At 38.0% G+C, this 24888-nt stretch carries 25 protein-coding genes and 2 pseudogenes; 22 read left to right on the top strand and 5 right to left on the bottom strand.

From position 1 onward, the window contains the following. Positions 1–160 precede the first annotated feature (160 nt). The 8 genes and pseudogenes from EHV10_RS14705 to EHV10_RS14695 form a co-directional block, all read left to right on the top strand. Positions 161–508: a hypothetical protein gene (locus EHV10_RS14705; protein ID WP_207667122.1), complete on the top strand. Its 348-nt coding sequence runs from the start codon at positions 161–163 to the stop codon at positions 506–508. A gap of 517 nt (positions 509–1025) precedes the next feature. Next, positions 1026–1157: a hypothetical protein gene (locus tag EHV10_RS15105; RefSeq protein WP_279221799.1), complete on the top strand. Its 132-nt coding sequence runs from the start codon at positions 1026–1028 to the stop codon at positions 1155–1157. 84 nt (positions 1158–1241) lie between these two features. Continuing rightward, a complete protein-coding gene (locus EHV10_RS04305) occupies positions 1242–2531 on the top strand; it encodes an IS110 family RNA-guided transposase (RefSeq protein WP_128673566.1) in 1290 nt (429 codons plus the stop codon). Between the two features lie 469 nt (positions 2532–3000). Continuing rightward, positions 3001–3234 (top strand): hypothetical protein, encoded by a 234-nt coding sequence (locus EHV10_RS04300; RefSeq protein ID WP_128673565.1) that lies wholly within the window; start codon positions 3001–3003, stop codon positions 3232–3234. A gap of 2 nt (positions 3235–3236) precedes the next feature. Beyond that, complete coding sequence (locus EHV10_RS04295) at positions 3237–3470, top strand: Imm74 family immunity protein (protein WP_128673564.1); 234 nt, start codon at positions 3237–3239, stop codon at positions 3468–3470. A 21-nt stretch (positions 3471–3491) separates the two neighbouring features. After that, a complete protein-coding gene (locus tag EHV10_RS14700; RefSeq protein ID WP_207667121.1) occupies positions 3492–3974 on the top strand; it encodes a hypothetical protein in 483 nt (160 codons plus the stop codon). 159 nt (positions 3975–4133) lie between these two features. After that, positions 4134–4271, top strand: a complete 138-nt coding sequence (locus tag EHV10_RS15510) for a DUF5960 family protein (protein WP_408610082.1) — start codon at positions 4134–4136, stop codon at positions 4269–4271. After that, positions 4272–4385 (top strand): annotated as a pseudogene (locus EHV10_RS14695) (IS30 family transposase); the annotation flags it as partial. Positions 4386–4638: 253 nt separating this feature from the next. Here the strand turns inward: EHV10_RS14695 and EHV10_RS15205 are convergent. Beyond that, positions 4639–5138, bottom strand: a pseudogene (locus tag EHV10_RS15205) (IS1634 family transposase); the annotation flags it as partial. Between the two features lie 255 nt (positions 5139–5393). Here EHV10_RS15205 and EHV10_RS04280 point away from each other — a divergent pair. From EHV10_RS04280 to EHV10_RS04260, 5 genes are all read left to right on the top strand, one after another. Further along, the gene (locus EHV10_RS04280) at positions 5394–6698 is read left to right on the top strand and encodes a four-carbon acid sugar kinase family protein (protein WP_128673563.1); all 1305 of its coding nucleotides are present in this window, start codon (positions 5394–5396) and stop codon (positions 6696–6698) included. Positions 6699–6711: 13 nt separating this feature from the next. After that, positions 6712–7713, top strand: a complete 1002-nt coding sequence (pdxA, locus tag EHV10_RS04275) for a 4-hydroxythreonine-4-phosphate dehydrogenase PdxA (protein ID WP_128673562.1) — start codon at positions 6712–6714, stop codon at positions 7711–7713. 140 nt (positions 7714–7853) lie between these two features. Further along, the gene (locus tag EHV10_RS04270; RefSeq protein WP_128673561.1) at positions 7854–9263 is read left to right on the top strand and encodes a GntP family permease; all 1410 of its coding nucleotides are present in this window, start codon (positions 7854–7856) and stop codon (positions 9261–9263) included. A gap of 262 nt (positions 9264–9525) precedes the next feature. Next, complete coding sequence (locus EHV10_RS04265; RefSeq protein WP_128673560.1) at positions 9526–10260, top strand: DeoR/GlpR family DNA-binding transcription regulator; 735 nt, start codon at positions 9526–9528, stop codon at positions 10258–10260. Positions 10261–10360: 100 nt separating this feature from the next. Further along, positions 10361–10747: a cation:proton antiporter domain-containing protein gene (locus EHV10_RS04260; protein WP_128673559.1), complete on the top strand. Its 387-nt coding sequence runs from the start codon at positions 10361–10363 to the stop codon at positions 10745–10747. A gap of 446 nt (positions 10748–11193) precedes the next feature. Here the strand turns inward: EHV10_RS04260 and tyrS are convergent, their stop codons facing one another. Next, positions 11194–12420: a tyrosine--tRNA ligase gene (tyrS, locus tag EHV10_RS04255; RefSeq protein WP_128673558.1), complete on the bottom strand. Its 1227-nt coding sequence runs from the start codon at positions 12418–12420 to the stop codon at positions 11194–11196. A 258-nt stretch (positions 12421–12678) separates the two neighbouring features. Between tyrS and EHV10_RS04250 the strand changes: the two genes are divergently transcribed. The 9 genes from EHV10_RS04250 to nox all read left to right on the top strand — a co-directional run bounded on the left by EHV10_RS04250 (position 12679) and on the right by nox (position 21764). Then, positions 12679–13707, top strand: coding sequence for a 3-deoxy-7-phosphoheptulonate synthase (locus EHV10_RS04250; RefSeq protein ID WP_128673557.1), 1029 nt, complete (start codon positions 12679–12681; stop codon positions 13705–13707). Then, on the top strand, positions 13707–14255 hold the full coding sequence (gene nrdG, locus EHV10_RS04245) for an anaerobic ribonucleoside-triphosphate reductase activating protein (protein ID WP_128673556.1): 549 nt from the start codon (positions 13707–13709) through the stop codon (positions 14253–14255). Before EHV10_RS04250 ends, nrdG begins: the two co-directional genes overlap by 1 nt. Beyond that, complete coding sequence (locus EHV10_RS04240) at positions 14227–14916, top strand: hypothetical protein (protein ID WP_207667120.1); 690 nt, start codon at positions 14227–14229, stop codon at positions 14914–14916. Before nrdG ends, EHV10_RS04240 begins: the two co-directional genes overlap by 29 nt. A 70-nt stretch (positions 14917–14986) precedes the next feature. After that, positions 14987–16450, top strand: coding sequence for a sensor histidine kinase (locus tag EHV10_RS04235; RefSeq protein ID WP_128673555.1), 1464 nt, complete (start codon positions 14987–14989; stop codon positions 16448–16450). A 14-nt stretch (positions 16451–16464) separates the two neighbouring features. Beyond that, positions 16465–17187: a response regulator transcription factor gene (locus tag EHV10_RS04230; protein WP_128673554.1), complete on the top strand. Its 723-nt coding sequence runs from the start codon at positions 16465–16467 to the stop codon at positions 17185–17187. Between the two features lie 125 nt (positions 17188–17312). Beyond that, the gene (gene dctP, locus EHV10_RS04225; RefSeq protein ID WP_128673553.1) at positions 17313–18371 is read left to right on the top strand and encodes a TRAP transporter substrate-binding protein; all 1059 of its coding nucleotides are present in this window, start codon (positions 17313–17315) and stop codon (positions 18369–18371) included. 56 nt (positions 18372–18427) lie between these two features. Next, positions 18428–18964: a TRAP transporter small permease gene (locus EHV10_RS04220; RefSeq protein WP_128673552.1), complete on the top strand. Its 537-nt coding sequence runs from the start codon at positions 18428–18430 to the stop codon at positions 18962–18964. Then, positions 18961–20256: a TRAP transporter large permease gene (locus EHV10_RS04215; RefSeq protein ID WP_128673551.1), complete on the top strand. Its 1296-nt coding sequence runs from the start codon at positions 18961–18963 to the stop codon at positions 20254–20256. The genes EHV10_RS04220 and EHV10_RS04215 overlap by 4 nt, the downstream gene beginning before the upstream one ends. Before the next feature lie 173 nt (positions 20257–20429). After that, entirely contained in the window at positions 20430–21764 is a 1335-nt protein-coding gene (gene nox, locus EHV10_RS04210) for a H2O-forming NADH oxidase (RefSeq protein ID WP_128673550.1), read from the top strand. A 63-nt stretch (positions 21765–21827) separates the two neighbouring features. Here the strand turns inward: nox and nagE are convergent, their stop codons facing one another. The 3 genes from nagE to licT form a co-directional block, all read right to left on the bottom strand. After that, positions 21828–23273, bottom strand: a complete 1446-nt coding sequence (nagE, locus tag EHV10_RS04205) for an N-acetylglucosamine-specific PTS transporter subunit IIBC (RefSeq protein WP_128673549.1) — start codon at positions 23271–23273, stop codon at positions 21828–21830. Positions 23274–23334: 61 nt separating this feature from the next. Continuing rightward, entirely contained in the window at positions 23335–23814 is a 480-nt protein-coding gene (locus EHV10_RS04200) for a PTS sugar transporter subunit IIA (protein WP_128673548.1), read from the bottom strand. 3 nt (positions 23815–23817) lie between these two features. Then, positions 23818–24654 carry a BglG family transcription antiterminator LicT gene (licT, locus tag EHV10_RS04195; RefSeq protein ID WP_128673547.1) on the bottom strand — a complete coding sequence of 279 codons (837 nt, stop codon included), beginning with the start codon at positions 24652–24654 and terminating at the stop codon, positions 23818–23820. Positions 24655–24888: the final 234 nt, after the last annotated feature.

The raw sequence follows: 24888 nt of genomic DNA, 5'->3' as shown, positions 1-24888 counted from the left end.
TAGCCATCTTTTTTTATGTAAAAACTTAGGGAGGAGCGACTCATTTTGAGTTACTCCTCCCTAAGTTATGACTGCCATTTCCCGACAGCCTCTACAATAAAACAAGTGAATTATTTTTTAAATATCTGATAGTAAGAGAAAGTTCGAAAGGGATAATGAAATGAAAACTCCAAAGCTGTATAATGATTTGATCAATGAGAAAAAAATTACCAATGAAATTATTGCAGAATGTGTATATTCTGTGAATAAACGAGCTAAAAATTATCGTGATAAAATTAAAGAATACAAAAATGGAAGGTCCCATCAGCATTTGGAGAGTAATATTGAAAAAGCGGAAGAGGAAATGGGGAAATACTATCAACTAAAAGAAGAATTTTTGAAAGTATTTACCCCGAATCTGATCCACAAACAATTCATTGGCGAAAAGAAAAAAAGAGTATATAGTTATGAAAAAAACTATGAGAAATTGTTGAAAGAAAAAACTAATGATATTTTTTGGAAAAAATAGTTACTATGATTACGATAAAGATATGGAGATCGAGTTTTTTGATTATCATCTAGGAACAAAAAAATATCTATATTTCTTATATTACGAAATTGGGGAATATAGTTTTCATTCACCCGTTTCTGAGAAAATTGCCGAAAGCAATACAGAATTAGAAATTTAAGAAATCGACGAAAATTTCCAAACCCATGGCTCTAAGATTGAAGGATTGATGTCAATGCAATTTGTAAAAAAAGTCTTGGAATCACTGAAAAGCGAAGATTATACAATTGTGGATTAAGAGTAAAACAATGAAATGTGCATTATGTAAACAAATGGTCGAAGAATAAGATGATTAAACCAAAGGATTTAGTTGAATGCTTTATAAGACTAAATCCTTTTTGTTTGATTTTAATTAGCTAAGAATTATGATAAAATAAAGTAAGTATATTTTTATAGTTATAATTCTGTTTTTTCAAATCGATATTCAAAAATAGATTTTACTCAAACTGACTTTGATGTTGAGTTAATAAGAGGTAGATTGAAAACTGATCCAGATACGGCTTTTTTCTGGTCAGGACGAACAGATGGCATTGGAGGCATGGATGTTGCGAAAAAAATAGCAAAAAATAAAGGAGCTTCCTGTATAATTCAAAGTGTAGAAAGTAAATGATTTTACAAAAATAGATACCTAAGTTAAACTGTCATTGCTGACCGGCCAGTTAGCAAATGAGCGGAATAAGGAAGGTATCTACAAATGAATTCTACACAAAATAAGAAGATTGAACAAGTAAAAGAAACAACAATGATTGTCGGCATTGATGTTGGCAGTGAAAAGCATTATTTCAGAGCTTTTAACTGGAGAGGCATAGAACTTACCAGAAAGCCTGTAGCGTTTTCAAACTCTATGGAGGGATTCAACAGCTTTTACAATTCGGTTGTGGAACTGATGCAGAAAAATGAACTTAAAGATGCACTGGTAGGAATAGAGCCAACCGGTCACTACTGGTTTGATCTTGGGCAGTTCATGGGTGAAAAGAACATAAAGTTTGTGATGGTAAATCCGCACCATGTGCATAAGACCAAAGAATTAGATGACAATAGTCCATCTAAAAATGACAGAAAAGATCCTCGTGTTATTGCAGGGCTTGTAAGGGATGGACGATATTTTTATTCATATATGCCGACAGGTGTATATGCAGAACTGCGGAATGCGTCAAACCGCCGGTTTGTGCTTGTAGAAGAACAGACAAGGGCGAAGAACCGTCTGCAGAAGTGGGTTGCAGTGTATTTCCTGGAATATAAGGGGATTTATACACACATAGATGCCAAGGGAGGGCTGCTGGTGTTAAAGCAGGCACCAACTCTTGAGGAGATAGTAAGACTAGGAGTGGAAGGTATCATAAAGATATGGAAAGACGCTAAACTCCGAGGAAATGGGCATAAGAAGGCTATGCTGATCCTGAATGCAGCCATGAAAAGCATAGGATTAAAAGCAGGTCTTACAGAAGCTCGGATGGAGATACAGGATCTGATAGAGGATTATGAACTCCAGACAAAACGCCTTGAACGGGTCAATGACCTGATCAAAGAACTGTGCCAACAGGTCAGGTATGCGGATAAGCTGCTTGAAATAAAAGGTATAGGAATAACAACCGTAGCTGGTTTCATAGCAGAAGTTGGTGATATCACGCGCTTTGATAGCACGAAAGAACTTCAGAAACTTGCAGGATTGGAACTGGTGGCAGATAGTTCCGGTAAGCACGACGGAAAAACAAAGATAAGCAAAAGAGGACGCAAGCGTCTCAGATATCTACTTTTTGAGGCAGCGATATCGGTGGTGGGAAAGAATGAAGAATTCAAAGAAATCCACAGATATTATACTACCAGGGAAAAGAATCCATTGAAAAAGATGCAGTCGCTGATAGCAGTAGCATGTAAGCTGATAAGAGTATTCCATGTGATCCTTACCAAGGGAATCAGTTATGATGCATCAAAGATGTTGAAAGATATTCGACGTCCGGGAGAGCAGTTAAAGGCTGCATAACCGAGCAATAAAGAACAACCATAATGATTATAGGAAGCGTCCACCGAAAGGTGCTGTAATCGTAGTGTTTGGATCAGTGATGAAAGTACAAAGAATGAGCTGGTAGCCGGCAGGAATTTTCTCCAAAGGGCATGACCCTGATGAATAGCTAAGCTGGCACCCTGGTTATGGACAGGCAGAACGAAGGAAGTGAGGACCCACCGTAAGGAGGATAATCCTGTTGGACATGAGAGGTGAGCTGCCATATAGGGATGGGTACACATCGAGGCCATTTAGAACGAATAGTGATGACGTTTTATTTGGTGCACCCATTATTACTATATATCTGCCCTGTATGAGGTAAAGATCACTCCATAACCTTAGTTCTATTCAATGACAGGTATCAAAAAGTATTGAATTTATTAAAAAAACACTTGATTATATGGAGAGGAGTTACATTAGATCTACGATTGATGATACGAATATTGTAATGCCTGAATGGGATTTTAATACTCCTTCAAGTGTAACAGCTTGGGAGGAAGCTTCGAATGTATACGCAGAGCAAGTATCTGGTGAAATAAGAGCTGTAGTTGGTAGCGAACTACGACCAGGAAATATTTGGGAAAACATCGAACTACCAAGATTGAAGGCCAATCCAAATGTTACTAAGACTACAACAATAGATCCTAAAACAGGGGTAGAAAAAATTATATTCGAGAGGTAGAAATGAAAATTACAGGAACAAGATCAACAATTACTTTTGATTTAGAGAATGGTTTCCTCTTAAAAGCACAAGGAGAATTGCTGATCAATAAAAAATTTGTTGTTTATAAAGATAGTATGACACAATGGGAGCCACCTCATGAGGACCTTCCGATAACTCAAAGAGAAATAGAAAATATTATTAATACAGCTAAAAAAATGGAGAGCAATCAAACTATTCAACTAGACTTTGTATAATTATGTTGTATTCTAGGAGAAATGAATCTCTATACAGCTGGTCAGTTTGTCTATCATGGGACCAAGTTTCTAGGTGGAAGCGAAGAAGACGCTCAAACCGCAAACTTTTTAGGGAACCTGATAGGAGGGTATACAGCTTTTTCATCAACTAGCAAGTTTAGTCTCAATAAGGTGAAAGTAGATGTCGGAGTACCGAAGTATAACCGAGAGCAGATTCTAAAGAATATAGAAGAAAGCAGGCTTGCGAGAGAATCCAGCAACTTTGACCAATATTTGGCGAAGGAGAAACTCCAACGAAGCTTAAACAAATCCCCATTAGTTAGTCGGGAACTTCCGAAGGTAAAGGGTGTACACGATGTCGAAGTACCGAATGAATTAAAAGATAGATTGTTAAATCAATTCATCAATGCGAAAAATTCTCATGAGTTAATGAATATCTTGCATCATCAGGATGAGGAATTGAGAGGGTGTTTGTTGGAAATGATATTTACTAGCGAAAACTAATTGAGACATTTCGTACACAATTGTTATTCTTTAATAACTAATCATGTTTTAATGCGTAATAGTTTTACATCTCTATGCTTATTGGCTTGAATTGCACTAGCTACAAGCTTGGTATAGGGGTGTTTTTGTTTACTGAAGAAGATAAGTATGTTTTAAAGTTTGAAAAACTATTTTAAACTAAACAAAAGCAAATCTTTAGACGGTCGTGACCATTACTTTGTTTTTTCTATCAAGATGAACAAAGATAGTAGGGGCATTAGACAGTATGAATACCAGAGACATTGTTTTAGTTTGTAAGAACTAAATCCGACACTTTTAGAAGACTATAAAAAGGATATCAATGAAAGGCTCAGACAAATTCATGGCTATCAGTCCGCAAAAAAGCTGTTTGAGTTAAATCAAACAGCTTGATAGATACTCACTTAATCAGAGAAAAAACGGTGTTGCACTTATTCTTGCAATTTATCATGTACAAAACAATAACAATTTAAATGGTGTGAACTTTTTAGTAAATTCTAGCTCAATTCGTGTATTTTTAGGGTAAAATTCACACCATTCAATTGAAAGTTACTCAAATTAGATGAAATATTTCTTTCTGAAAACGTGGGAAAACATTGATTTTAAGCGGATATTGAAACTTATTCAAATAAAAATGTTTCCAACCAGGTCTTGCTTCAAACTCGGTTTTCATAATTCTAAAGCATTCTTCTATTTGCCAACGCTTTTCACTTATACTTAGTATTTCACTTACATTATCGTCAAGTAGGTCTGTTGAGACGTCATACATACCATCATACTTGGCTTCCTCATCTATTTTTTCTGTATTAAGACAGTTATATACATTTGCTGTTTCACCATCATCAGTTACTGCAATACTACCAAGAAACCTGGCCGGATCATTAGGATTTCTTCTTTCTTTTTTGGTACTGCCTCTTTCACCCATATGATTGTGCTTTCTTATTTTTTCCAAACCAAGTCCGGTATCACTACAGTAAATAAACTTTTGACAATCAAACTCTTTTAAAATTTTTTCTTCAAGTGGTTTAATAGAGGTTTGTTCATTTGTATTATAGGGTTTGGTCTATGTTCCTTGCCTTTGCCATATCTCTTAATGCCATCTTCATCCTCAATCTCAAAATAATAGTTAGTACAATATATTAAAACGAATATTTTGACAAAAATTTCAAGTGAGAAGTGTAGGTTATATGCGGGTTACAGGACTTTTTTTATGCCTATTTAGGCAAACAAACTGTCAAAGACCCAGACAACTACGATTTGCCGAAAAATTCGGTAATAGTATCTTATTCTTGACATTCCACCGTAATAATATATAATAATAACAAAGTCAAACATAATTTTCGCAAATAAAAACAAAGTCAAACAGAAATATTTTCATAAGCAAACATTTTTGGAGGTGAAATGGCAAAGTGTATTGTTATAGCGGACGACCTGACCGGTGCGAATGCTACAGGCGTATTGTTGAAAAAAATGGACTACAATACCTATACAATGATGAATGCCGAACGGCTGGAGCTTTCGCTCTCGGACAGCTGCGACTGTCTGATGTACCCGACAGACAGCAGGGGCATTGATAAGGAGCTTGCATATAACAGAGTGTATAATGCGGCAAAGCTTCTTTTTAACAGTGAAGTTAAAGTATGGGCAAAGAGAATTGATTCTACTATGAGGGGAAATATCGGAGCCGAAACCGATGCAATACTTAATGTGCTTGGAGATGATGTCATAGCCATAAGCGCCCCCTGTTTTCCGGAGTCAGGCAGAACGGTTGTGGGCGGATATCTCATGGTAAACGGTTTGCCGCTACATAAGACATCTGTTGCCCTTGACCCCAAGTGTCCGGTAAAAACTTCCAATGTAGCCGATATTTTCAGACAGCAAAGCAAATTTAAGGTTGGCTCGATAAAGCTTGACGATATGATGAGCGGAAAGCATGTACTGGCGGAGCATATGAAAAAACTTGTTAATGAGGGAAATCGTATACTTGTATTTGACTGTGTTACTCAGGGAGATTTGGATTTGATTGCCGATGCTCTCATAACCTCAGGACTGAAATTTGCGGCGGTAGATCCCGGGGTCTTTACCGCTACTATTGCAAGAAAGCTTATTACGCCGGTAAAAAAGGATACAAAGCACAAAATTCTTGCGCTTATAGGTTCTGTAAATCCGGTTACAAAGGCACAGGTGGAAGAGCTGTGGCTGAATCAGAGAACAGCATACAATGTTTTTATAAAATCATCACTGATGCTGGAAAACGACGGTATACGAGATGCCGAAATAAAGAGAGTAAGTGATGAGCTGCTTGAAAAGTCCTCAAAGTATGAGATATTGACTGCTGTGGGAGACGGTATATATTCCGAAAACAGAATTGACTTCAGTAAATATACCGACAGATATGATAATACAGATAAAATGACGGAAAGAATAAATGATGCATTCGCACAGATAGGTTATAATGTATTGTCGCAAAATCCCGCGTTTAAGGGTATATACAGCAGCGGAGGCGATATCACCCAGGCGCTGTGCAAAAAATTTAATACAACCGGACTAAGGCTGTTAGATGAGGTTCTGCCTCTTGCCGCTTATGCCGAGATGATGTCGGGAGATTTTCCGGATATCAAGATAATCACCAAGGGCGGAATGGTAGGAGATGATGATGCGGCAAACCGCTGTATTACCTACCTGAAAGAAAAACTATATATGTAATAAAGGAGGAAAGATGAAAAAGGCACTGATTGCAGTTACTATGGGAGACCCTGCCGGTATCGGACCGGAGATTACAGCCAAGGCACTGGCGGATGAGGCGACGTTTGATTATGCCGACTGCATAGTTATCGGGGATAAAAAAATAATGGAGCAGGCTATACAGATTACAAAGGTACCGTTGAAAATAAATACCGTTTCCAAGCCTGCTGAAGGAAAGTATGAATTTGGGGTTCTTAATCTCATAGATTTGAATAATGTTGATATGAGCGGGTTTGAATTCGGAAAAGTAAGTGGAATGTGCGGCAAGGCTGCATTTGAATATATTGCAAGGGCTATAGAGCTTACAAACACAGGTGAGACCGACGCCGTAGCTACGACCCCTATAAACAAGGAGTCTTTGCATGCCGGAAATGTTCCTTTCATCGGTCACACGGAAATATTTGCCGCTCTGACAAATACAAAAGATCCTCTGACAATGTTTGAAACAAACGGATTAAGGGTTTTCTTTCTTACCAGACATGTTTCACTCAGAAAAATGCTGGATATGATAAAGAAGGAAAGAATAGAGGATTATATAGTCCGCTGTTTGGAGGCACTAAAGCGCCTTGGAGTAAATGACAGGCAAATGGCTGTGGCGGGACTGAATCCTCACTGTGGTGAACATGGGCTTTTCGGCGATGAGGAAATGAAAGAAATAACACCTGCCGTAGAAGAAATGCAGGCTAAAGGTTATCCGGTTACGGGTCCTATAGGTGCAGACTCGGTATTTCATCAGGCTGCTCAGGGAAGATATAACAGTGTGCTGTCGCTTTATCATGACCAGGGACATATTGCAACAAAAACACTTGATTTTAATAAAACGATAGCTATTACTAACGGTATGCCGATACTTAGAACCTCAGTAGACCACGGCACCGCTTTTGATATAGCAGGAAAAGGCATTGCGGATGCGGTAAGTATGGTGGAGGCTATAAGATTGGCTGCAAAATATGCCCCGAATTTCAAGAAAATATAGGAAAGCAATATTGGCTTTCCTTTGTGTAAAAGGACGGCTGCGGGTGATCGGGCGCCTTTTGGCGCTGATGTCCTTACGCCCCCGTGTGCATAAATCAGGAAATGAATAAATTCGTTTCCAATAATTAGAAGGAGGTTTTTATGGTTGGTGGTTTAAGCGGTGAGAGAATGCTGATAGGTCTTATTATAGGCATTATACTTCTTATTGTGCTTGTACTGAAAACAAAGATACATGCATTCATAGCTCTGATTCTCTCGGCAATCGTTATCGGTGTCATAGGAGGCATGCCTTTGCAAAATACGAAGCTGGAGAGCGGGGCAACATTTGGTATTATCAATTCCGTTACTACAGGCTTCGGTAATACGCTGGGCTCTATAGGTATAATTATAGGCTTCGGTGTTATTATGGGGCAGATTTTTGAAGTGACGGGAGCGGCTAAGAGAATGGCTCTTACTTTCCTTAAGGTGTTCGGTAAGAACAGGGAAGAGGAGGCATTGGCTGTAACAGGCTTTATGGTGTCCATTCCTATATTCTGTGATTCGGGATTTATTATTCTGGCGCCAATCGCCAAGGCTATATCAAGGGCTACCAAAAAGTCGGTTATTTCCTTGGGAGCGGCACTGGCGGCAGGTCTGGTTATAACACATTCCTTAGTGCCGCCTACACCGGGGCCTCTCGGGGTTGCGGGTATTTACGGAATAGATGTGGGTAAATTCATTCTTATAGGCTTTGTCCTCGCAATTCCCATGACGCTCGCCTGTACGGCATATGCGAGATATATCGGGAAAAAAATTTATCAGCTGCCTGACGAAACTGAAGAGAGCGGATACAAGAGAATGCCTTATCAAAAGCCTGATTACTCACAAGAGGCTAAGCTTGAAGCTGAAAATATCCCCGGCACCGTGGAATCGTTTTTCCCTATACTTGTTCCGATAGTATTGATACTGATCGCGACCGTTACATCTGCTATGAAGCTGAAAGAGGGTTATATGCAGATATTCCAGTTTATAGGTTCGCCTATATGTGCCGTCGGTATAGGACTTGTGCTGGCAATACTTACATTGGGAAGGAGCCTTACCAGAGAACAGATACTTAAGGAAATGGAAAAAGGTATGGCTTCGGCAGGTATTATTATGCTGGTAACCGGAGGCGGAGGTGCACTCGGACAGATAATAAAGGACAGCGGACTCGGAAGCTACATTGCGCAAGGCCTTGCAGGCTCAGGACTTCCTATTGTAATTCTTCCGTTTGTCATAGCTACTTTGATAAGATTTATTCAAGGCTCGGGAACCGTGGCAATGACTACCGCGGCCAGTATTACGGCAGCCATAGTTGCCGAGTCGGGAGGAAACCCGTATATGGCGGCATTGGCCTGCTGTGTAGGCTCGCTTTTTTTCAGCTATTTTAATGATTCATATTTTTGGGTGGTCAACAGGACTTTGGGTGTCAGCGACACAAAAGATCAGATAAGGACTTACTCTATAACCTCCACGATAGCTTGGGCTGTCGGTTTTGCGGAAATAATGATATTAAGTATTTTCTTCCATTAAAGCCTGTGATATACTGTTACTACAATACAGGCGGGAGCGGTGGCTTTCGCCCCTATAAGCAGGCAGTTATGGTGAACAACAAAATAATTTGCGGTAACTCCACACATATGCAATCACTGCCCGTATGAGCTTTTGATACTGCTATGCTGTGGAGTTTTTTATGCACACGGGGGCGAAAGGACATTAGCGACAAAAGGCGCACGCCCCCAGCGCAGACGAGTAGGGTTGGTTTCACCTCCCCTGCCGGATTGAGGAAGGATATATGCTAAGTGGCGAAAGGCAGCTGGAAATTATAAATATTATCAGAGAAAGCGGTGTGGCAGAGGTGGAATATCTTGCTAAAACATTGGGGGTAAGCACAATGACTATCCGCCGAGATTTGAAAAAGCTTGATGAGTCCGGACTTATTGAGAGATGCTACGGCGGAGCGGTGAGAAAAACCGAAGTCACATACGAAGCTAAAAGGATAAAAAACCATGAAAGCAAGATAAAAATCGCCGCAAATGCGGCTAAGTATGTACATGACGGAATGGCGGTATTCCTTGACGCAGGCACAACAACATTTGAGATTGCCAAAAATATAATGAATATAAACAATCTTACCATAGTTACAAATGACATAGAAATAGCTTCCCTGCTTGTAAATTCCGACTGTGACCTCATAATATGCGGGGGCACGGTGCAAAAGAGTACAAAAAGCGTATACGGCTACTATGCTATGGATATGATTAAAAAATTCTCTTTTGATATAGGTTTTTTCGGAGCCGCAAGTATTAATGACAAGCTTCAGGTAATGACGCCCACCATTGAAAAAGCTTTTTTAAAAAAAATTGTGATAGAGCAGTGTAAGGTTTCGATACTGGCTGTGGACAATTCAAAGTTTGACAGAGACGGACTTCATATTATAAATGAGCTTTCCGACTACACCGCAGTTATTACAGACAGAGAATTTTCAAGTGAGGAGAGCAGGCTGCTTGATAAATCTGCAAAAACATAGTCCTTTTACGGAGGATGCATGAATTTAGTTTTATTGATTACGGCATTGGTCATATTATTATGTGTGTGGCTGAATATTCTTTCAGGCAAACACCGGACTTATGCAGATAGTTATTTTTTTCATTTTGGGACTCCTTGCATATCCTTCAAGGCTTCCTCAGATAGCTCCGACTGCCTTAATTTTGGCGGTCTTTATCACACTTATTGCCAGACCGTTTACGGTGTCACTGCTGCTGCCGTTTAAAGCCGGATTAAATCAGATATTTCTTATATCCTGGGCGGGATTTAGGGGAGCGTTATCAATAGTTTTCGCAATAACGGCAACCTTAAATACCGTTTCGGAATATGATATTTTTCACAGTGTGTTTTTTATAGTGCTGCTCTCCATTTTAGTACAGGGGAGCCTGCTTTCGTTTGCAGCCAAAAAGTCGAATATGATAGATGACAATATGGAAAACTCAAGCACTGGCAGTATGGTTTCACAATGAAATGTTTTCTTATAGTATTTGGAATGTTGTGGGTTGGTCATAAATGTTTAGATGTATAATAATTTTAATAATTTCATTTGTATTAGGCTTATATTTTTTATTTTGCAAAGATAATAATATATCCAGAGCCTTGGCAAATATGAAAGCAGGATATTATAATTATAATAAGATTTCTAAACTACTATCTATCTACTTTTTTGGAATAGCTGCTTCAATGGCAGTATGTATAATAGGAATAATTGTTGATAGTTTATTTTTGGAAATATCAAGTTTTTTTCTTACACTTGCTCTATATATATTTGTTTATATATATGAAGCAAATGATCATTTAAGATGATTTTTTGAAATATTATTTTTTTATGTAAAAACTTAGGGTGGTGTGACTCATTTTGAGCTACACCACCCTTTCTTATGACTATCATTTCCCGACAGCCCCTTAAAAAATTTTATTCTGATTTAACCTTGCAGAAGTTTTTCTTTCCTCTCTTAACAAGAAGTCCTTCGCCTGCAAAATCTTCTTTTGTAAAAGTTTTCTTTACATCATTTATAACTTCACCTTCTATGGAAACACCGCCCTGTTCGATATTTCTTCTGGCTTCGGATCTGGTCTTTGAAAGTCCGCTGACTACAAGCACACCTGAAAGATCTATAGTACCGTCTCTGTAATCCTCATCCTGCAAAACATATGTAGGAACATTGCTCATATCGCCACCGCCTACAAATAGAGACTTGCTTGCGGCATTTGCCTTTTCGGCCTCTTCCTTGCCATGTACAAGCTCTGTAAGATGCATTGCAAGGATTTCCTTAGCTTCATTAAGTTTGGCACCTTCCCATTTAGACATTTCCTCTATCTGCTCAAGAGGAAGGAAGGTAAGCATTCTAAGGCAGGTAAGAACGTCAGCATCAGGAAGATTTCTCCAGTACTGGTAGAACTCAAAAGGAGTTGTTTTATTTGGATCAAGCCAAACAGCACCGCCGACGGTTTTGCCCATTTTCTTGCCCTCTGAGTTTAGTAAAAGGGTAATAGTCATAGCATGTGCATCTTTTCCAAGCTTTCTTCTGATAAGCTCAGTACCGCCAAGCATATTTGACCACTGATCGTCACCACCGAACTGCATATTGCAACCGTAGTCAAGGAAAAGCTTATAGAAGTCAAAACTTTGAAGTATCATATAGTTAAACTCAAGGAATGAGAGCCCGTTTGCCATACGGTTTTCATAACATTTTGCTCTGAGCATATTGTTTACTGAAAAATGCGGACCTATATCACGGATAAACTCCATGTAGTTTAAATCTCTAAGCCAATCGGCATTGTTTACCATTCTGGCCTTATTCTCACCGAACTCGATAAAGCGGCTCATCTGCTTTTTGAAACATTCACAGTTGTGATCGATATCTTCTATTGTAAGGACTTTTCTAAGGTCGCTTCTTCCTGAAGGGTCACCGATCATACCGGTACCGCCGCCTACCAAAGCGATAGGCTTGTTGCCTGCCATTTGAAGTCTCTTCATAAGGCAAAGTGCCATAAAATGTCCTACATGTAAGCTGTCTGCTGTAGGGTCGAAACCGATATAGAATGTGGCTTCTCCGTTATTTATCATTTTACTGATTTCTTCTTCGTTTGTAACCTGGGCAATAAGTCCTCTTGTCTTTAATTCATCATAACAATTCATATATATCCATCCTTTATTTATTGCAGCTACAGCTGATAAAATTTCATAAAAAGAAGTATAACAAAGTAATTAAAAAGAATCAAGCTTGCACTTTGAATATTTAAAGTTTAGAACTTTAAAGTAATAAAGACTTGATAATTTTTTACGATTAATTTATACTGTTAAAATGTTATATGGAGATACCGTTTAACTGAAAAGAATACATAATAAAGTTTGGAGCTGTTGAAGTTCAAAACATATATAATGAAAGAGGCAATTATGGGAATAAAATATATCAGTAATCTACCAAGTCCGGAAGAAATCATAGATAAGTATCCTTTAAGTAAAGAACTTGAGGCAAAGAAAAAAGAATTTGATAAAGAAATAGCGGATGTAATCACAGGAAAAAGCAAAAGAATTTTGGCTGTAATAGGTCCTTGTTCTGCAGATAATGAGGATTCCGTACTTGATTATGCAAGCAGGCTTACAAAAGTGGCGGAGGAAGTCAAGGATAAAATAATAGTTATTCCAAGAGTCTATACAAATAAACCGAGAACCAACGGAGACGGATATAAGGGACTTTTGCATCAGCCGAATCCTGAAAAAAAGCCCAATGTACACGAGGGAATTATTGCAATCAGAAAGATGCATCTTAGAGTTATAGAAGAAACAGGATTATTTACGGCAGATGAGATGTTATACCCTGATAATCTCGGATACTTGGACGATTTAATGAGCTATATTGCAGTCGGTGCAAGATCTGTGGAAAATCAGCAGCACAGACTTACATCATCAGGAGTTGATGTACCTGTAGGTATGAAAAATCCTACCAGCGGAGATATGTCTGTAATGCTCAATGCGATATATGCCGCACAACAGTCACATGAGTTTATCTATAGAAACTATGAGATAAAGACTGACGGAAATCCTTTATCACATGCAATACTGAGAGGTGCGGTAAATAAGCACGGTCAGTGTTTGCCAAACTATCACTATGAGGATCTTAGACTTCTTTTAGATCTTTATATGGAAAGAGATATTAAAAATCCTGCCGTTATTGTGGATGCAAATCATTCAAATTCAAATAAGAAGTATAAAGAGCAGGTTCGTATAGTAAAAGAGGTGTTACACTCTATGAGATATTCACAGGAGATAGGAAATTTTGTAAAGGGTGTAATGATTGAGAGTTATATAGAAGAGGGAAACCAGAAAATTGAGGAGCATATATACGGAAAATCTATTACAGATCCATGTCTGGGATTTGAAGATTCAAAGAAGCTCCTTTTGGAAATGGCTGAAATGTTATAATGAATTATGCAAATATAAAATATGATGATATAGCAAACGGTCCGGGAGTAAGGACTTCTTTATTTGTATCAGGTTGTACACATGCATGTAAAGGTTGTTTTAACGAGACGGCATGGGATTTTAAATACGGTAAAGAATTTACAGATGAAACCATAGAAGATATATTAAAGTCTGTAGAGCCCGAGTATATATCGGGAATTACAATACTTGGCGGAGAACCTATGGAAAAGGCAAATCAGAAGGGAATACTGCCGTTTATAGAGGAGTTTAAAAAAAGATATCCTTATAAAAGCCTTTGGATATACTCCGGATACACTTATGATGTGGACCTTGTTCCAGGCGGAAGAGCCTATTTTGATGAAACAAAAAAAATCTTATCGCTTTGTGATGTGATTGTGGACGGTGAGTTTGTACAGGAGCTCTTCGATATTACATTGAGATTTAGGGGAAGTTCAAATCAGAGAATTATTGATGTGAAACAAAGTGCTAAAGAAGGAAAGACAGTACTTTGGGAGGGAGATGCCACATTTGCCGACCATAGCATGTAGATCAATTGAAAACGATCTTCTTATAACAGATGATAAAAAATCTTATATAGGCGGAAATCAAGGTTGGTTTCTAAGCCTTGGGTATAAGGATATAGAAGAATACGGTTGCGGAATAATTGCCATATGCAATTTTTTGATGTGCTTTTGGAAGTCTGTATACAAGAGCAAAAATACAGTCAGCAAAGATACATTCACAGCCTTTGTACTTATGGTCTACAGGAAGTATTTAAATATCCTTGATAGACCTATTATAAAGGGACTTACAGGATTTGCCCTTGCAAGAGGCATAAATTCTTATTTCAAAGAAAATAAACTTTCTTTGAAAGCAAGATGGGGATTGGGTTTCGATATACTTTCAAAGGTAAATAAAAGTCTGAAGACAGGGATGCCTGTAATCCTCGGAGTAGGACCGGACCTTTTATCTTTTTTAAAAAAGGAAAAGGGCATAGAGGTTACAGATATTCAAACCGGTAATACAGCAAAGATATATGCGCATTATGTGCTGATTTATGATTATAAAAAAGAAAACGGAGAAGAATTTTTTTATATATCATCATGGGGGAGAGGGTATAAGCTTGCATACAGTGATTTTATAAGATATAAAAAGAAAACATTTTTGGGATTTTTATTATCAAATATACTGGAAATACATAATATATAAATGAGGGATACTATGGAAGAAAATTTTTTTTTGTAGTATCCTTTTATTATATGTTTTTAGGATGGCATTTATGAGAAAAAAAGTTTTAAATCAATCGATAAAAGTAAAAATCGGTATTTTCATTATTGCCGTAGTTTCGGCATTGATAGTGAATTTATGTTTTGATTTTTTTGTTGTGGAATACACCTCTTCAGGTTTCGGTGAGATAATAAATGAGATATCACTTTGTTATGAGTTACAGGATGCGATGACAAAGGAAAAGGCGAACCTTAGCATCTTTATAAGAAACAGGGACAATATAGATGAATTGTTGGCAAGTTGCAAAAGAACGGATGAAATAGTTGATAAGTTGGAACTTGATATAATGCATATGGATAATGAAAGATATGCCAAAATATGGAGTATAAAAAACAGTTATCCGGTATATGCGGCCAAAAGACAGGAAATAATAGATGATAAATATGAAGCTAAGGATTTTATAGAAAAAGTATATAATGTGTATGAAATGCAGGATTATCTTATAAGCTATGGGGAAAGACTGATGGATGTTACTCTCAGTGAAAACAATGCAATATATCAAAAGAGGGCCGAATTCTTTAAGAAAATGCCTCTTGTACTTGGGATAATACTGATACCTATCATAGTATTGATAATTTATATGGCATTCAAGTTACAGGCTCTGATAATCTCACCTATAAACAGGATGGTTGAGATATCAAAAAATATCACCAAAAATGATTTTTCGGATAAGGATATCATAATACGAAATAAGGATGAGATGGGAGATTTGACAAAAGCCTTTAACAAGATGAAGCATGCCACCTCCGCATATATTTCAAGTTTAGAGGAAAGATATGAGCTTTCGGAACTTTTGCATAAAGAGGCCATGGAAAAGATGAACATGGAAAAAAGGCTCAATGAGGCAAGATTTGACCTGCTCAAAAATCAGATAAACCCTCATTTTCTGTTCAACACCCTAAATATCATAGCCGCATCAGCCAATCTGGAAGATGCCAAGGAAACGGAGGATATGATAAGGGCGCTTGGAAATATATTCAGATACAGCTTAAAGACCGATGAAAAGCAGGTAAGCCTTGAAAGAGAACTGAGCATAGTAAATGACTATATGTATATACAGAAAATGCGTTTCGGAGATCGTGTTTCATACGATATAGTTTCAAAAGTTGACAACGGCAATGTTTATATTCCTTCATTTTCACTTCAGCCTATAGTGGAAAATGCAATAGTTCATGGTATTTCCAAAAAAGAAGAAGGCGGCAAGGTAGTGATAAGAGTATGGGAGAAGGAAGATATGCTTCATATCATCGTGGCTGATACAGGTGTCGGCATAAATGATGAAAGACTCTCTCAGTTGAAAGATTTTATGAGAGAGAGACCTACCGCAAAACTCGGAATAGGTTTCGGAAATATCTATAAACGTATAAAGAATATGTATAAAACAGGCGATTTGAGAATATACTCAAAAGAAGGAAAAATGACAGTGGTATATTTTCTGATACCGCAAACTGATTAGAGAAAGGAGAGAATGTGAATTTACTGATAGCGGATGACGAAAATCTTGAGCTGAAGGTACTTGAAAAGACAATTAAGAAGTTTTTTTTAAATGAGCTTGAGATATTCATGGCAAGTAACGGAAAACAGGCGGCACAGATAAGCGATGAGACAGAAATAAATATTGCACTTTTGGATATTGAAATGCCGGGAATGAACGGAATAGAGTTGGCAAAGCTTCTCAGAGAGAAAAATCCCGATTGCATTATTATTTTTATAACAGCCTATGACAGATTTGACTATGCTATAGAGGCTATGCATATAAAAGCGTTTGATTATCTTTTAAAGCCCTGGAAGGATGAAAAACTTACAGGACTTATCAGTGAAGCCATAGTAAATATAAAAGAATTAAGTCTGGAAAACAGTGTAAATGAGAACTTACAGGAGTCACAAAAAAGCGCAATTAAAAAATATATAAAAGAGAATTATAAGAGGGATATAAGTGCCGGAGATGTGGCTGGTATACTTGGATATTCCGATGTATATTTTTCAAAGATTTTTAAACAGCTCTTTGATGATACTTTTATAAACTATCTGACAAAGGTAAGAATAGATAAGGCAAAAGTGCTTTTAAAGGATGTCGGTTTTAATATAAAAGAGGTCGGTGCAAGTGTGGGGTATACTGATTCAAACTACTTTACAAAGGTATTCAAAAGAGCGGTGGGAATGAGTCCTTCAGAGTACAGAGGTAACATTTAATTTAAAGATTAAAAATTTACTCATTATATTAAAATATTACCATTCACATAAGTTTTTCTTAAATATAGAATATATAAAAGAGATGTAAGACTTTTAGTCTTAAGTATTTATTTTTTGGAGGAACAATGAAAAAGAGATTTTTTGCATTAGCAATCGCTACATTAGCATTATCAGCTTGCGGACTTAAAAGTCCTGAGACAACAACAACTGCCGCAAACAGTGGAGAGACAACTGCTGCAAAGGCGGACAGCACTAGCGAGGGTGCAGAGGTAACCTTGGTTTATGCGGAGGTAAACCCGCTTGATACAATCGTAGGACAGTGCGGTACAGCATTCAAGGAGAAGGTGGAAGAGCTTTCAGGAGGAAAGATTCATATCGATGTTCAGGCAAGCGGTGTACTCGGTTCAGAGAACGATGTACTTGACGGAATGCTTGGAGGAACAGGTACAGTAGATATGTCAAGAATCTCAGCTTTCGCTCTTACAAGCTATGGCGCAAAGAAGGCTTCACTTCTTTCATTACCATACACATTTAACTCAAGAGAGCATTTCTGGAAGTTCGTAGACAGCGATTTGTCAAAGGAGTTCTTAGAGGAAACATCAGATCTTAACCTCGGTATCAAGAGCTTGTACTATGGTGAGGAAGGTTTCAGACATTTCTTTACAAAGAATCCTGTAAATTCTGTTGAGGATTTAAAGGGAATGAAGATGAGAGTTTCAAACGACCCTGTAATGAACGGATTGGTTGAGGGACTTGGTGCATCTCCTACAGTAGTTGCATTTAACGAGCTTTACTCAGCACTTCAGACAGGTGTTGTAGACGGTGCGGAGCAGCCTATAACAAACTATAAGTCAAACGCTTTCCCTGAGGTGGCACCGAACATCATCCTTGACGGTCATACACTGGGAGCATTCCAGGTAGTAATTACTGATGAAGCTTGGGACAAGCTTACACCTGAGCAGCAGGATGTCCTTGTTGAGGCAGGAAAGTATGTAGGTGAGGTAGACAGAGAAATCGCTCAAAAGGCGGAGGACAAGGTTTTAGAGGAGCTTAAGTCATCAGGTGTAAATGTTGTTGAAGTTACAGACAAAACACCTTGGAAAGAAGCTACAAAGAATGTTATCGAAAAGAACACAACTGATCAAAAAGAATTATATCAGCAGATAGTTGACTTGGATAAATAATATTATTGCCTCTTGGAGATTTCTCCAAGAGGTTTGTTATAGAATAAGAGGTAATTATGTCAGATTTTTTTAAAGCGGTAGACAAAATAAAACCTGCATATGATGCTACATACAAATTTGTTCTGCTTATATGTAAACTTTTATTGATAGGAGATATTGCCATAACAACAATGGCGGTTGCCGGAAGATATATATCGTTTATACCGGATCCTGCATGGAGTGAGGAGATAGTTCTTACATTTATGGCATATATGGCAGTGCTTTCAGCAGCACTTGCAATAAGAAGAGGCGCACATATCAGGATGACGGCATTTGATCCGTATCTTCCAAAGGGAGTGGTAAGATTTTTGGATGTACTTTCAGATATTGCAGTTTTGATACTTGCAGTGGTAATGATAGTTGTAGGCTGGAAATATGCTATGAAAATTGGTGCAAAGGGTACTTATGTAAGTATGCCCGGACTTTCAAAATTCTGGCAGTACTTCCCTATACCTTTAGCAGGTGTTGCGATGTTAATATTTGAGCTTGAGGCACTTTATAATCATATAAAGGCTATATGCTTAAAAGAAGATCCAAAGGAGGTGCAGGCATGAGTACAGGAGTAGCAATTACTATATTACTTATAAGCTTTTTTGTAATGATATTTTTGCGTTTCCCTATTGCATATGCGGTAGCACTTTCATCTTTGCTCTGCCTTTTGGCACAGGGACAACCGCTTTCAACAATATGTCAGCAGATGGTTAAGGGTATTTCTTCATTCTCACTTATGGCAGTTCCTTTCTTTATAACAATGGGTTGCCTTATGGGAAGCGGAGGTATATCCGAAAAACTTATTGCCCTGGCAAATGCCTGTGTAGGCTGGATGCGTGGAGGTATGGCAATGGTTAATATCGTGGCTTCATACTTCTTTGGAGGAATTTCAGGTTCAGCGGCGGCGGATACGGCATCACTTGGTTCAATTCTTATACCTATGATGGTGGATCAGGGATATGATGCGGATTTTTCCACAGCGGTTACAATTACTTCATCATGTGAGGGACTTTTGGTACCGCCTTCACATAACATGGTTATATATGCTACTACAGCAGGTGGTGTATCGGTAGGAAGCTTATTCCTTGCAGGGTATATTCCGGGTGCATTGCTTGCAGTATCACTTATGATTGGTTCATATATAATTTCAGTGAGAAGAAAATATCCAAAGGGTGAAAAGTTCTCAGTGAAGGTACTTTTAAAGCAGCTTAGCGTATCATTCTGGGCACTGGCGGCAGTGCTTATCGTAGTGGTAGGTGTAGTAGGCGGTGTGTTCACAGCTACAGAGTCTGCTGCTATAGCGGTTATCTACAGCCTTATTGTCAGCGTATTTATATATAAAGGTCTTGACTGGAAGGGTGTATGGAAGACTCTTGACGAATGTGTAAATACATTGTCGATAGTTCTTATCCTTATCTCAACCTCAAGTATTTTCGGATATTGCCTTACAACACTTCATGTTCCGGATATGGCTGCAAGTGCAATTACAGGATTTACAAACAATCCTATAATACTTGCATTACTTCTTAACCTTATTTTACTTATACTCGGATGTATCATGGATATGGCACCTATTATACTTATCGCCACACCGATACTTCTTCCGATAGCAAACTCTATAGGAATCGGACCGATACAGTTCGGTATCATGGTTATCTTAAACTGCGGTATAGGTCTTCTTACACCACCGGTTGGAGGCGTACTCTTTATCGGCTCGGCCGTAGCAAAATTGCCTATGGAAAAGGTGGTAAAGGCAACATTGCCATTCTATCTGTGTATGATAATTACACTTTTACTTATAACATTTATACCTGTTATAAGTTTGGGACTTCCAATGCTTTTGGGAAGTTTATAAATAACAAAATATATTTTAAAAAATTTAACTGTACAAGCTTAAAAATGCTTGTTAAAAGTTATAAAACATAGTACAATTTGTTAAAGAGATGACAATTAATTAAATAGCTGTGTTTTAAAAAGACAGAGTCATTAAGTCAAAAATAAATATTAAAATATATTTTGGAGGAAAATATGAGCAAGGTAGTAGTTGTTGGAGCAAATCATGCAGGTACTTGTGCAATCAATACAATCACAGGGTTCAATGAGGGAGATGAGGTAGTAGTATTCGATCAGAACTCAAATATAAGCTTTTTGGGTTGTGGTATGGCACTTTGGATAGGTGGTCAGATATCAAAGCCGGACGGACTTTTCTATTCAAATAAAGAAAAGCTTGAGTCTCAGGGTGCAAAAGTAAATATGAACAGTAAGGTTGAGAGAATAGACTTTGATAAAAAGTTTGTATATGCAACTTTGGAGAACGGTCAAAAAGTAGAAGAAAGCTATGACAAGTTGATACTGGCTACAGGTTCACTTCCTATAGTACCACAGATACCGGGCAAAGATTTGGAGAATGTTCAGCTTGTAAAGCTCTTCCAGAATGCCGAAGAGGTAATTAAGAAACTTGAAAATCCTGAGATAAAGACAATTGCGGTAGTCGGTGCGGGATACATCGGAGTAGAGCTTGCAGAGGCGTTTGAGAGACATAATAAGAAGGTAATAGTCGTTGATATAGCAAAGACTTCACTTTCAAGCTACTATGATCCTGAGTTCAGTGCACTTATGGACAAGAACCTTTCAGATCACGGAATTAAACTTGCTTTCGGTGAGACTGTAAAGGAGATTAAGGGTAACGGCAAGGTAGAGGCCATAGTAACAGATAAGAATGAATATCAGTGTGATATGGTTATTCTTGCTATCGGATTCAGACCAAATACCGAGCTTGGAAAAGATTATCTTGAAACAATGTCAAACGGTGCATATATAGTTGATGAAACTCAGCAGACAAGCAAGAAGGATGTATATGCTATCGGTGACTGTGCGACAGTGCTTTTCAACTCTACAGGAGAGAAGTCATATATTGCACTTGCAACAAATGCCGTACGTTCGGGAATTATAGCCGCATATAATGCTTGCGGAAAGAAACTTGAGACTATCGGTGTACAGGGATCAAATGCTATTTCAATTTATGATTTGAAGCTTGTATCTACAGGACTTAGCGAACAGAAGGCAAAGCAGCTTGGTATGGATGTGCTTTCAACTTCATTTGAAGATTTACAAAAGGCAACATTCATTGAAACAACAAATCCTAAGGTAAAGATAAAGATAGTATATGATGCAAAGACAAGAGTTATACTTGGAGCACAGATGGCATCTACATATGATATGTCAATGGGTATCCATATGTTCTCACTTGCAATACAGGAGAAAGTAACTATAGATAAGCTTAAATTGCTTGATATATTCTTCCTTCCACATTTCAATCAGCCATACAACTACATTACAATGGCTGCATTATCAGCAAAATAAAATTATGGTAAATTAAAAGGGAGCATATTTGAAATGCTCCCTTTTTATGAAGTGTGTTAATTATTATTTATTTTTAGCAAGTTTTTTGAACTCGTCTGCTACGAACTGAACTTTTGTACCGATAATAACCTGTACGGCAGTCTTTGAAGGTCTGATAACACCTGCAACACCTGCGGATTTAATCTTCTTTTCGTCAACCTTTGTATAGTCTTTAATCTCAAGACGAAGTCTTGTGATACAGTTATCAATAGATGTAAGGTTCTCAGGACCGCCTACACCCTCTAAGATAATAGCTGCAACTGATGTAAAGTCATCATTAGCTAAAACTGCTTTTTTCTCTTCTTCCTCATCGTCCTCTCTACCCGGAGTCTTTAAGTCAAACTTTGTGATAACAAAGCGGAAGATAGCATAGTAGATAGCACCGTAAACAACGCCGATTGGAATTAAGAGGAGCGGATTTTGTGCAAACGGAGCTTTAAAGCTGAGTACCCAGTCAACAAGACCGGCGCTGAAGTTAAATCCTGCTCTTATAGGAAGGAGTGAAACGACAGCAAGTGAAATACCTGTTAAAACAGCATGGATAAGGTAAAGTACAGGTGCAAGGAACATAAATGCAAACTCAAGCGGCTCTGTAACACCTGTAAAGAATGATGAAAGAGCTGCTGCAAGTAAAAGACCGTAAGCGGCTTTCTTTCTTGAATCCTTAGCTGTGTGATACATAGCAAGAGCAGCGCCCGGAAGACCGAACATCATTACAGGGAAGAAACCTGACATATACATACCGGTCTGTCCGAGAACACCGCCTTCTGCGCTTCCCCAGAATTTACCGATATCATTGATACCTGCAACATCAAACCAGAACACTGAGTTAAGCGCATGGTGAAGTCCGAACGGAATCAAAAGTCTGTTGAGGAAACCGTAGATACCTGCACCTACAGCACCTGTGCTAAGAATTGCCTCACCGAAGCTTACCAATGCTCCGTAAATTAGAGGCCAGATAAAGAACAATACGATTGCTGCTATAAGTGAAAAGCCGGCAGTAACAATAGCCACACTTCTCTTACCGCTAAAGAAAGAGAGTGCATCAGGAAGCTTTGTTGTTTTAAATTTATTATAACAAGCTGCACCTATAAGACCGCAAACAATTCCGATAAACTGTGTCTGTGTCTTACCGAAAGCTGCAGGAACCGCATCAGCTTCAACACCTGTAAACATAGCTACAGAACCCTTTGATAAAAGAGTTGTGATAACAAGCCATGAAACAAGACCTGCAAGTGCGGCGGCACCGTCACCGTCATCACTCATACCGACAGCGACACCTATGGCAAACAAGATAGCCATATTGTCGATGATAGCACCGCCTGCCTTTAAAAGGAAAGCTGCTATTATGTTATTTCCGCCCCAACCGGTAGGATCAATCCAATAACCGATACCCATCAAAATCGCCGCCACAGGAAGGCAGGCTACAGGAAGCATCAATGACTTCCCAAGTCGTTGTAAATACTTCATAAAAAATTTCTCCTTATTATTTAAGCTCATCCCTTTGCCGGCCGGTCAAAGAGAAAATTTATTATTTTGGTATTACTACCAATATTTCACTATCCTTAGTCACAGGTATATCTGTGATACTTTCAACAGATTTAAAATCCATAGTATTGCAAACAAGCATTATGGTAATAGTTCTAAATCCTGCTGACTTTATTTTTTCAAGATCAGCCTGTATAAGCGGATCTTTTGCTTTAACTCTATCCCCTGCTTTTACAAAGGAAGAGAATCCTTCACCGTTCATCTTTACGGTATCAAGACCGATATGAATGAGAATTTCCTCACCGGTATCGGCTAATATACTGACAGCATGCAAGGTTTCAAAAACCATGGTCACCTTACCGTCAGCAGGAGAGGTTACAAGACCGTCGTTTGGAACGATTGCAACTCCCTTTCCAAGCATCTCTGATGAAAATGTCTCATCAGGAACCTCTTTTATAGAAACACTTTTTCCGCTCATAGGACTGAAAAATGTATTTTTTTTCTTCTTAAATAAACCGAACATATTTTACTCCTCTGCCATAGTTACTCTTTTTATATGAATTGCCAAATAGGTCATTTCCATTCTTGTTATTTTTGAACGGGTTTCAACCTCTATATATTCTGCAATTCTTTTTCCGCATTCAAATTCTTCGGGATATTTTTCCTTCATCATATCCTCAAAAATCGTATCATCATCATGGAGCATTTCATTTCTGTAAAGCCTTTGAATAAGAAACTTTACATGAGTTACAAATCTTTCATAATGAATAGAATTTTCATTAAGCTCTACATTCAATTCACTTTTTACAATATCCATTATATCTCTCATAAGATGCGGAAGACTTAAGGTCTCCTTCATATGAGTGCTGTACTGCGCATTTACAAAATGAAGTGCAATAAAGCCTGCCTCCGAATCCGGAAGGGAAAGTCCTATTCTATCATTTATGAGTCTGAGAGTATAGAGTCCAAGCGCATATTCCTGAGGATAAAATCTTTTGATTTCCCACATCAGTGCATTTTCGGGAGTCATACCTTCTTTAAATCTTTCAATGGCAAAATTCACATGGTCAACCAGAGTAAGATAAATACTTTGGCTAAGCTTCAGCTTTTCCACATTGATTGCATATGAAATGACATCATCTGTAAGAGTTATTCTTTCAATAGGGATATCAGCAATCATATCCTGAAATTTAAGAAGCATTTCATTTTCCTTGATACGAAATACCTTCTCTATTTCAGACTCCGATAGAGAATCTCCTTTTTTTCTGCCGAATCCTATACCTTTACCCATGGCAATAATTTCCTTGTTTTTATGGTCATGGGTCAATACTATATTATTATTAATAATTTTTTCAATGATCATCACACCACCATAAAGCAATAAAAAAAACCAAATAAACCATAGCACTATGGTAAATTCGGTCTTGCCTGCGTCTCAGTAACAATCCTAAAATATTAGAATTTATGTAAGTATTATGACAGAATTCTTAAGATAAATCAATCGGCAAAATGTAGGAATTATATTTGGAAAATTGGAGATAATAGATAAAGAATGAAGAAAAGGTGATGAATACCTCAAAATTAAAGTATTAATATA

It is taken from the genome of Lachnoanaerobaculum gingivalis (genome assembly GCF_003862475.1).
In the GTDB taxonomy this organism is placed as follows: Bacteria; Bacillota; Clostridia; order Lachnospirales; family Lachnospiraceae; genus Lachnoanaerobaculum; species Lachnoanaerobaculum gingivalis.
This window is presented reverse-complemented; position numbering and strand designations above follow the sequence as displayed.

Excerpts from the sequence above, each read along its gene's own strand:
- EHV10_RS14705 (WP_207667122.1), top strand. The coding sequence starts at position 161 with ATGAAAACTCCAAAGCTGTATAATGATTTGATCAATGAGAAAAAAATT.
- nox (WP_128673550.1), top strand. The coding sequence starts at position 20,430 with ATGAGCAAGGTAGTAGTTGTTGGAGCAAATCATGCAGGTACTTGTGCA.
- nrdG (WP_128673556.1), top strand. The coding sequence starts at position 13,707 with ATGAATTATGCAAATATAAAATATGATGATATAGCAAACGGTCCGGGA.
- EHV10_RS04235 (WP_128673555.1), top strand. The coding sequence starts at position 14,987 with ATGAGAAAAAAAGTTTTAAATCAATCGATAAAAGTAAAAATCGGTATT.
- EHV10_RS14700 (WP_207667121.1), top strand. The coding sequence starts at position 3,492 with ATGAATCTCTATACAGCTGGTCAGTTTGTCTATCATGGGACCAAGTTT.
- dctP (WP_128673553.1), top strand. The coding sequence starts at position 17,313 with ATGAAAAAGAGATTTTTTGCATTAGCAATCGCTACATTAGCATTATCA.
- EHV10_RS04300 (WP_128673565.1), top strand. The coding sequence starts at position 3,001 with ATGCCTGAATGGGATTTTAATACTCCTTCAAGTGTAACAGCTTGGGAG.
- EHV10_RS04240 (WP_207667120.1), top strand. The coding sequence starts at position 14,227 with ATGCCACATTTGCCGACCATAGCATGTAGATCAATTGAAAACGATCTT.
- EHV10_RS04220 (WP_128673552.1), top strand. The coding sequence starts at position 18,428 with ATGTCAGATTTTTTTAAAGCGGTAGACAAAATAAAACCTGCATATGAT.
- EHV10_RS04200 (WP_128673548.1), bottom strand. The coding sequence starts at position 23,814 with ATGTTCGGTTTATTTAAGAAGAAAAAAAATACATTTTTCAGTCCTATG.
- pdxA (WP_128673562.1), top strand. The coding sequence starts at position 6,712 with ATGAAAAAGGCACTGATTGCAGTTACTATGGGAGACCCTGCCGGTATC.
- EHV10_RS04215 (WP_128673551.1), top strand. The coding sequence starts at position 18,961 with ATGAGTACAGGAGTAGCAATTACTATATTACTTATAAGCTTTTTTGTA.
- EHV10_RS04260 (WP_128673559.1), top strand. The coding sequence starts at position 10,361 with ATGCAGATAGTTATTTTTTTCATTTTGGGACTCCTTGCATATCCTTCA.
- tyrS (WP_128673558.1), bottom strand. The coding sequence starts at position 12,420 with ATGAATTGTTATGATGAATTAAAGACAAGAGGACTTATTGCCCAGGTT.
- EHV10_RS04305 (WP_128673566.1), top strand. The coding sequence starts at position 1,242 with ATGAATTCTACACAAAATAAGAAGATTGAACAAGTAAAAGAAACAACA.
- EHV10_RS04280 (WP_128673563.1), top strand. The coding sequence starts at position 5,394 with ATGGCAAAGTGTATTGTTATAGCGGACGACCTGACCGGTGCGAATGCT.
- licT (WP_128673547.1), bottom strand. The coding sequence starts at position 24,654 with ATGATCATTGAAAAAATTATTAATAATAATATAGTATTGACCCATGAC.
- EHV10_RS04265 (WP_128673560.1), top strand. The coding sequence starts at position 9,526 with ATGCTAAGTGGCGAAAGGCAGCTGGAAATTATAAATATTATCAGAGAA.
- nagE (WP_128673549.1), bottom strand. The coding sequence starts at position 23,273 with ATGAAGTATTTACAACGACTTGGGAAGTCATTGATGCTTCCTGTAGCC.
- EHV10_RS04270 (WP_128673561.1), top strand. The coding sequence starts at position 7,854 with ATGGTTGGTGGTTTAAGCGGTGAGAGAATGCTGATAGGTCTTATTATA.
- EHV10_RS04250 (WP_128673557.1), top strand. The coding sequence starts at position 12,679 with ATGGGAATAAAATATATCAGTAATCTACCAAGTCCGGAAGAAATCATA.
- EHV10_RS04295 (WP_128673564.1), top strand. The coding sequence starts at position 3,237 with ATGAAAATTACAGGAACAAGATCAACAATTACTTTTGATTTAGAGAAT.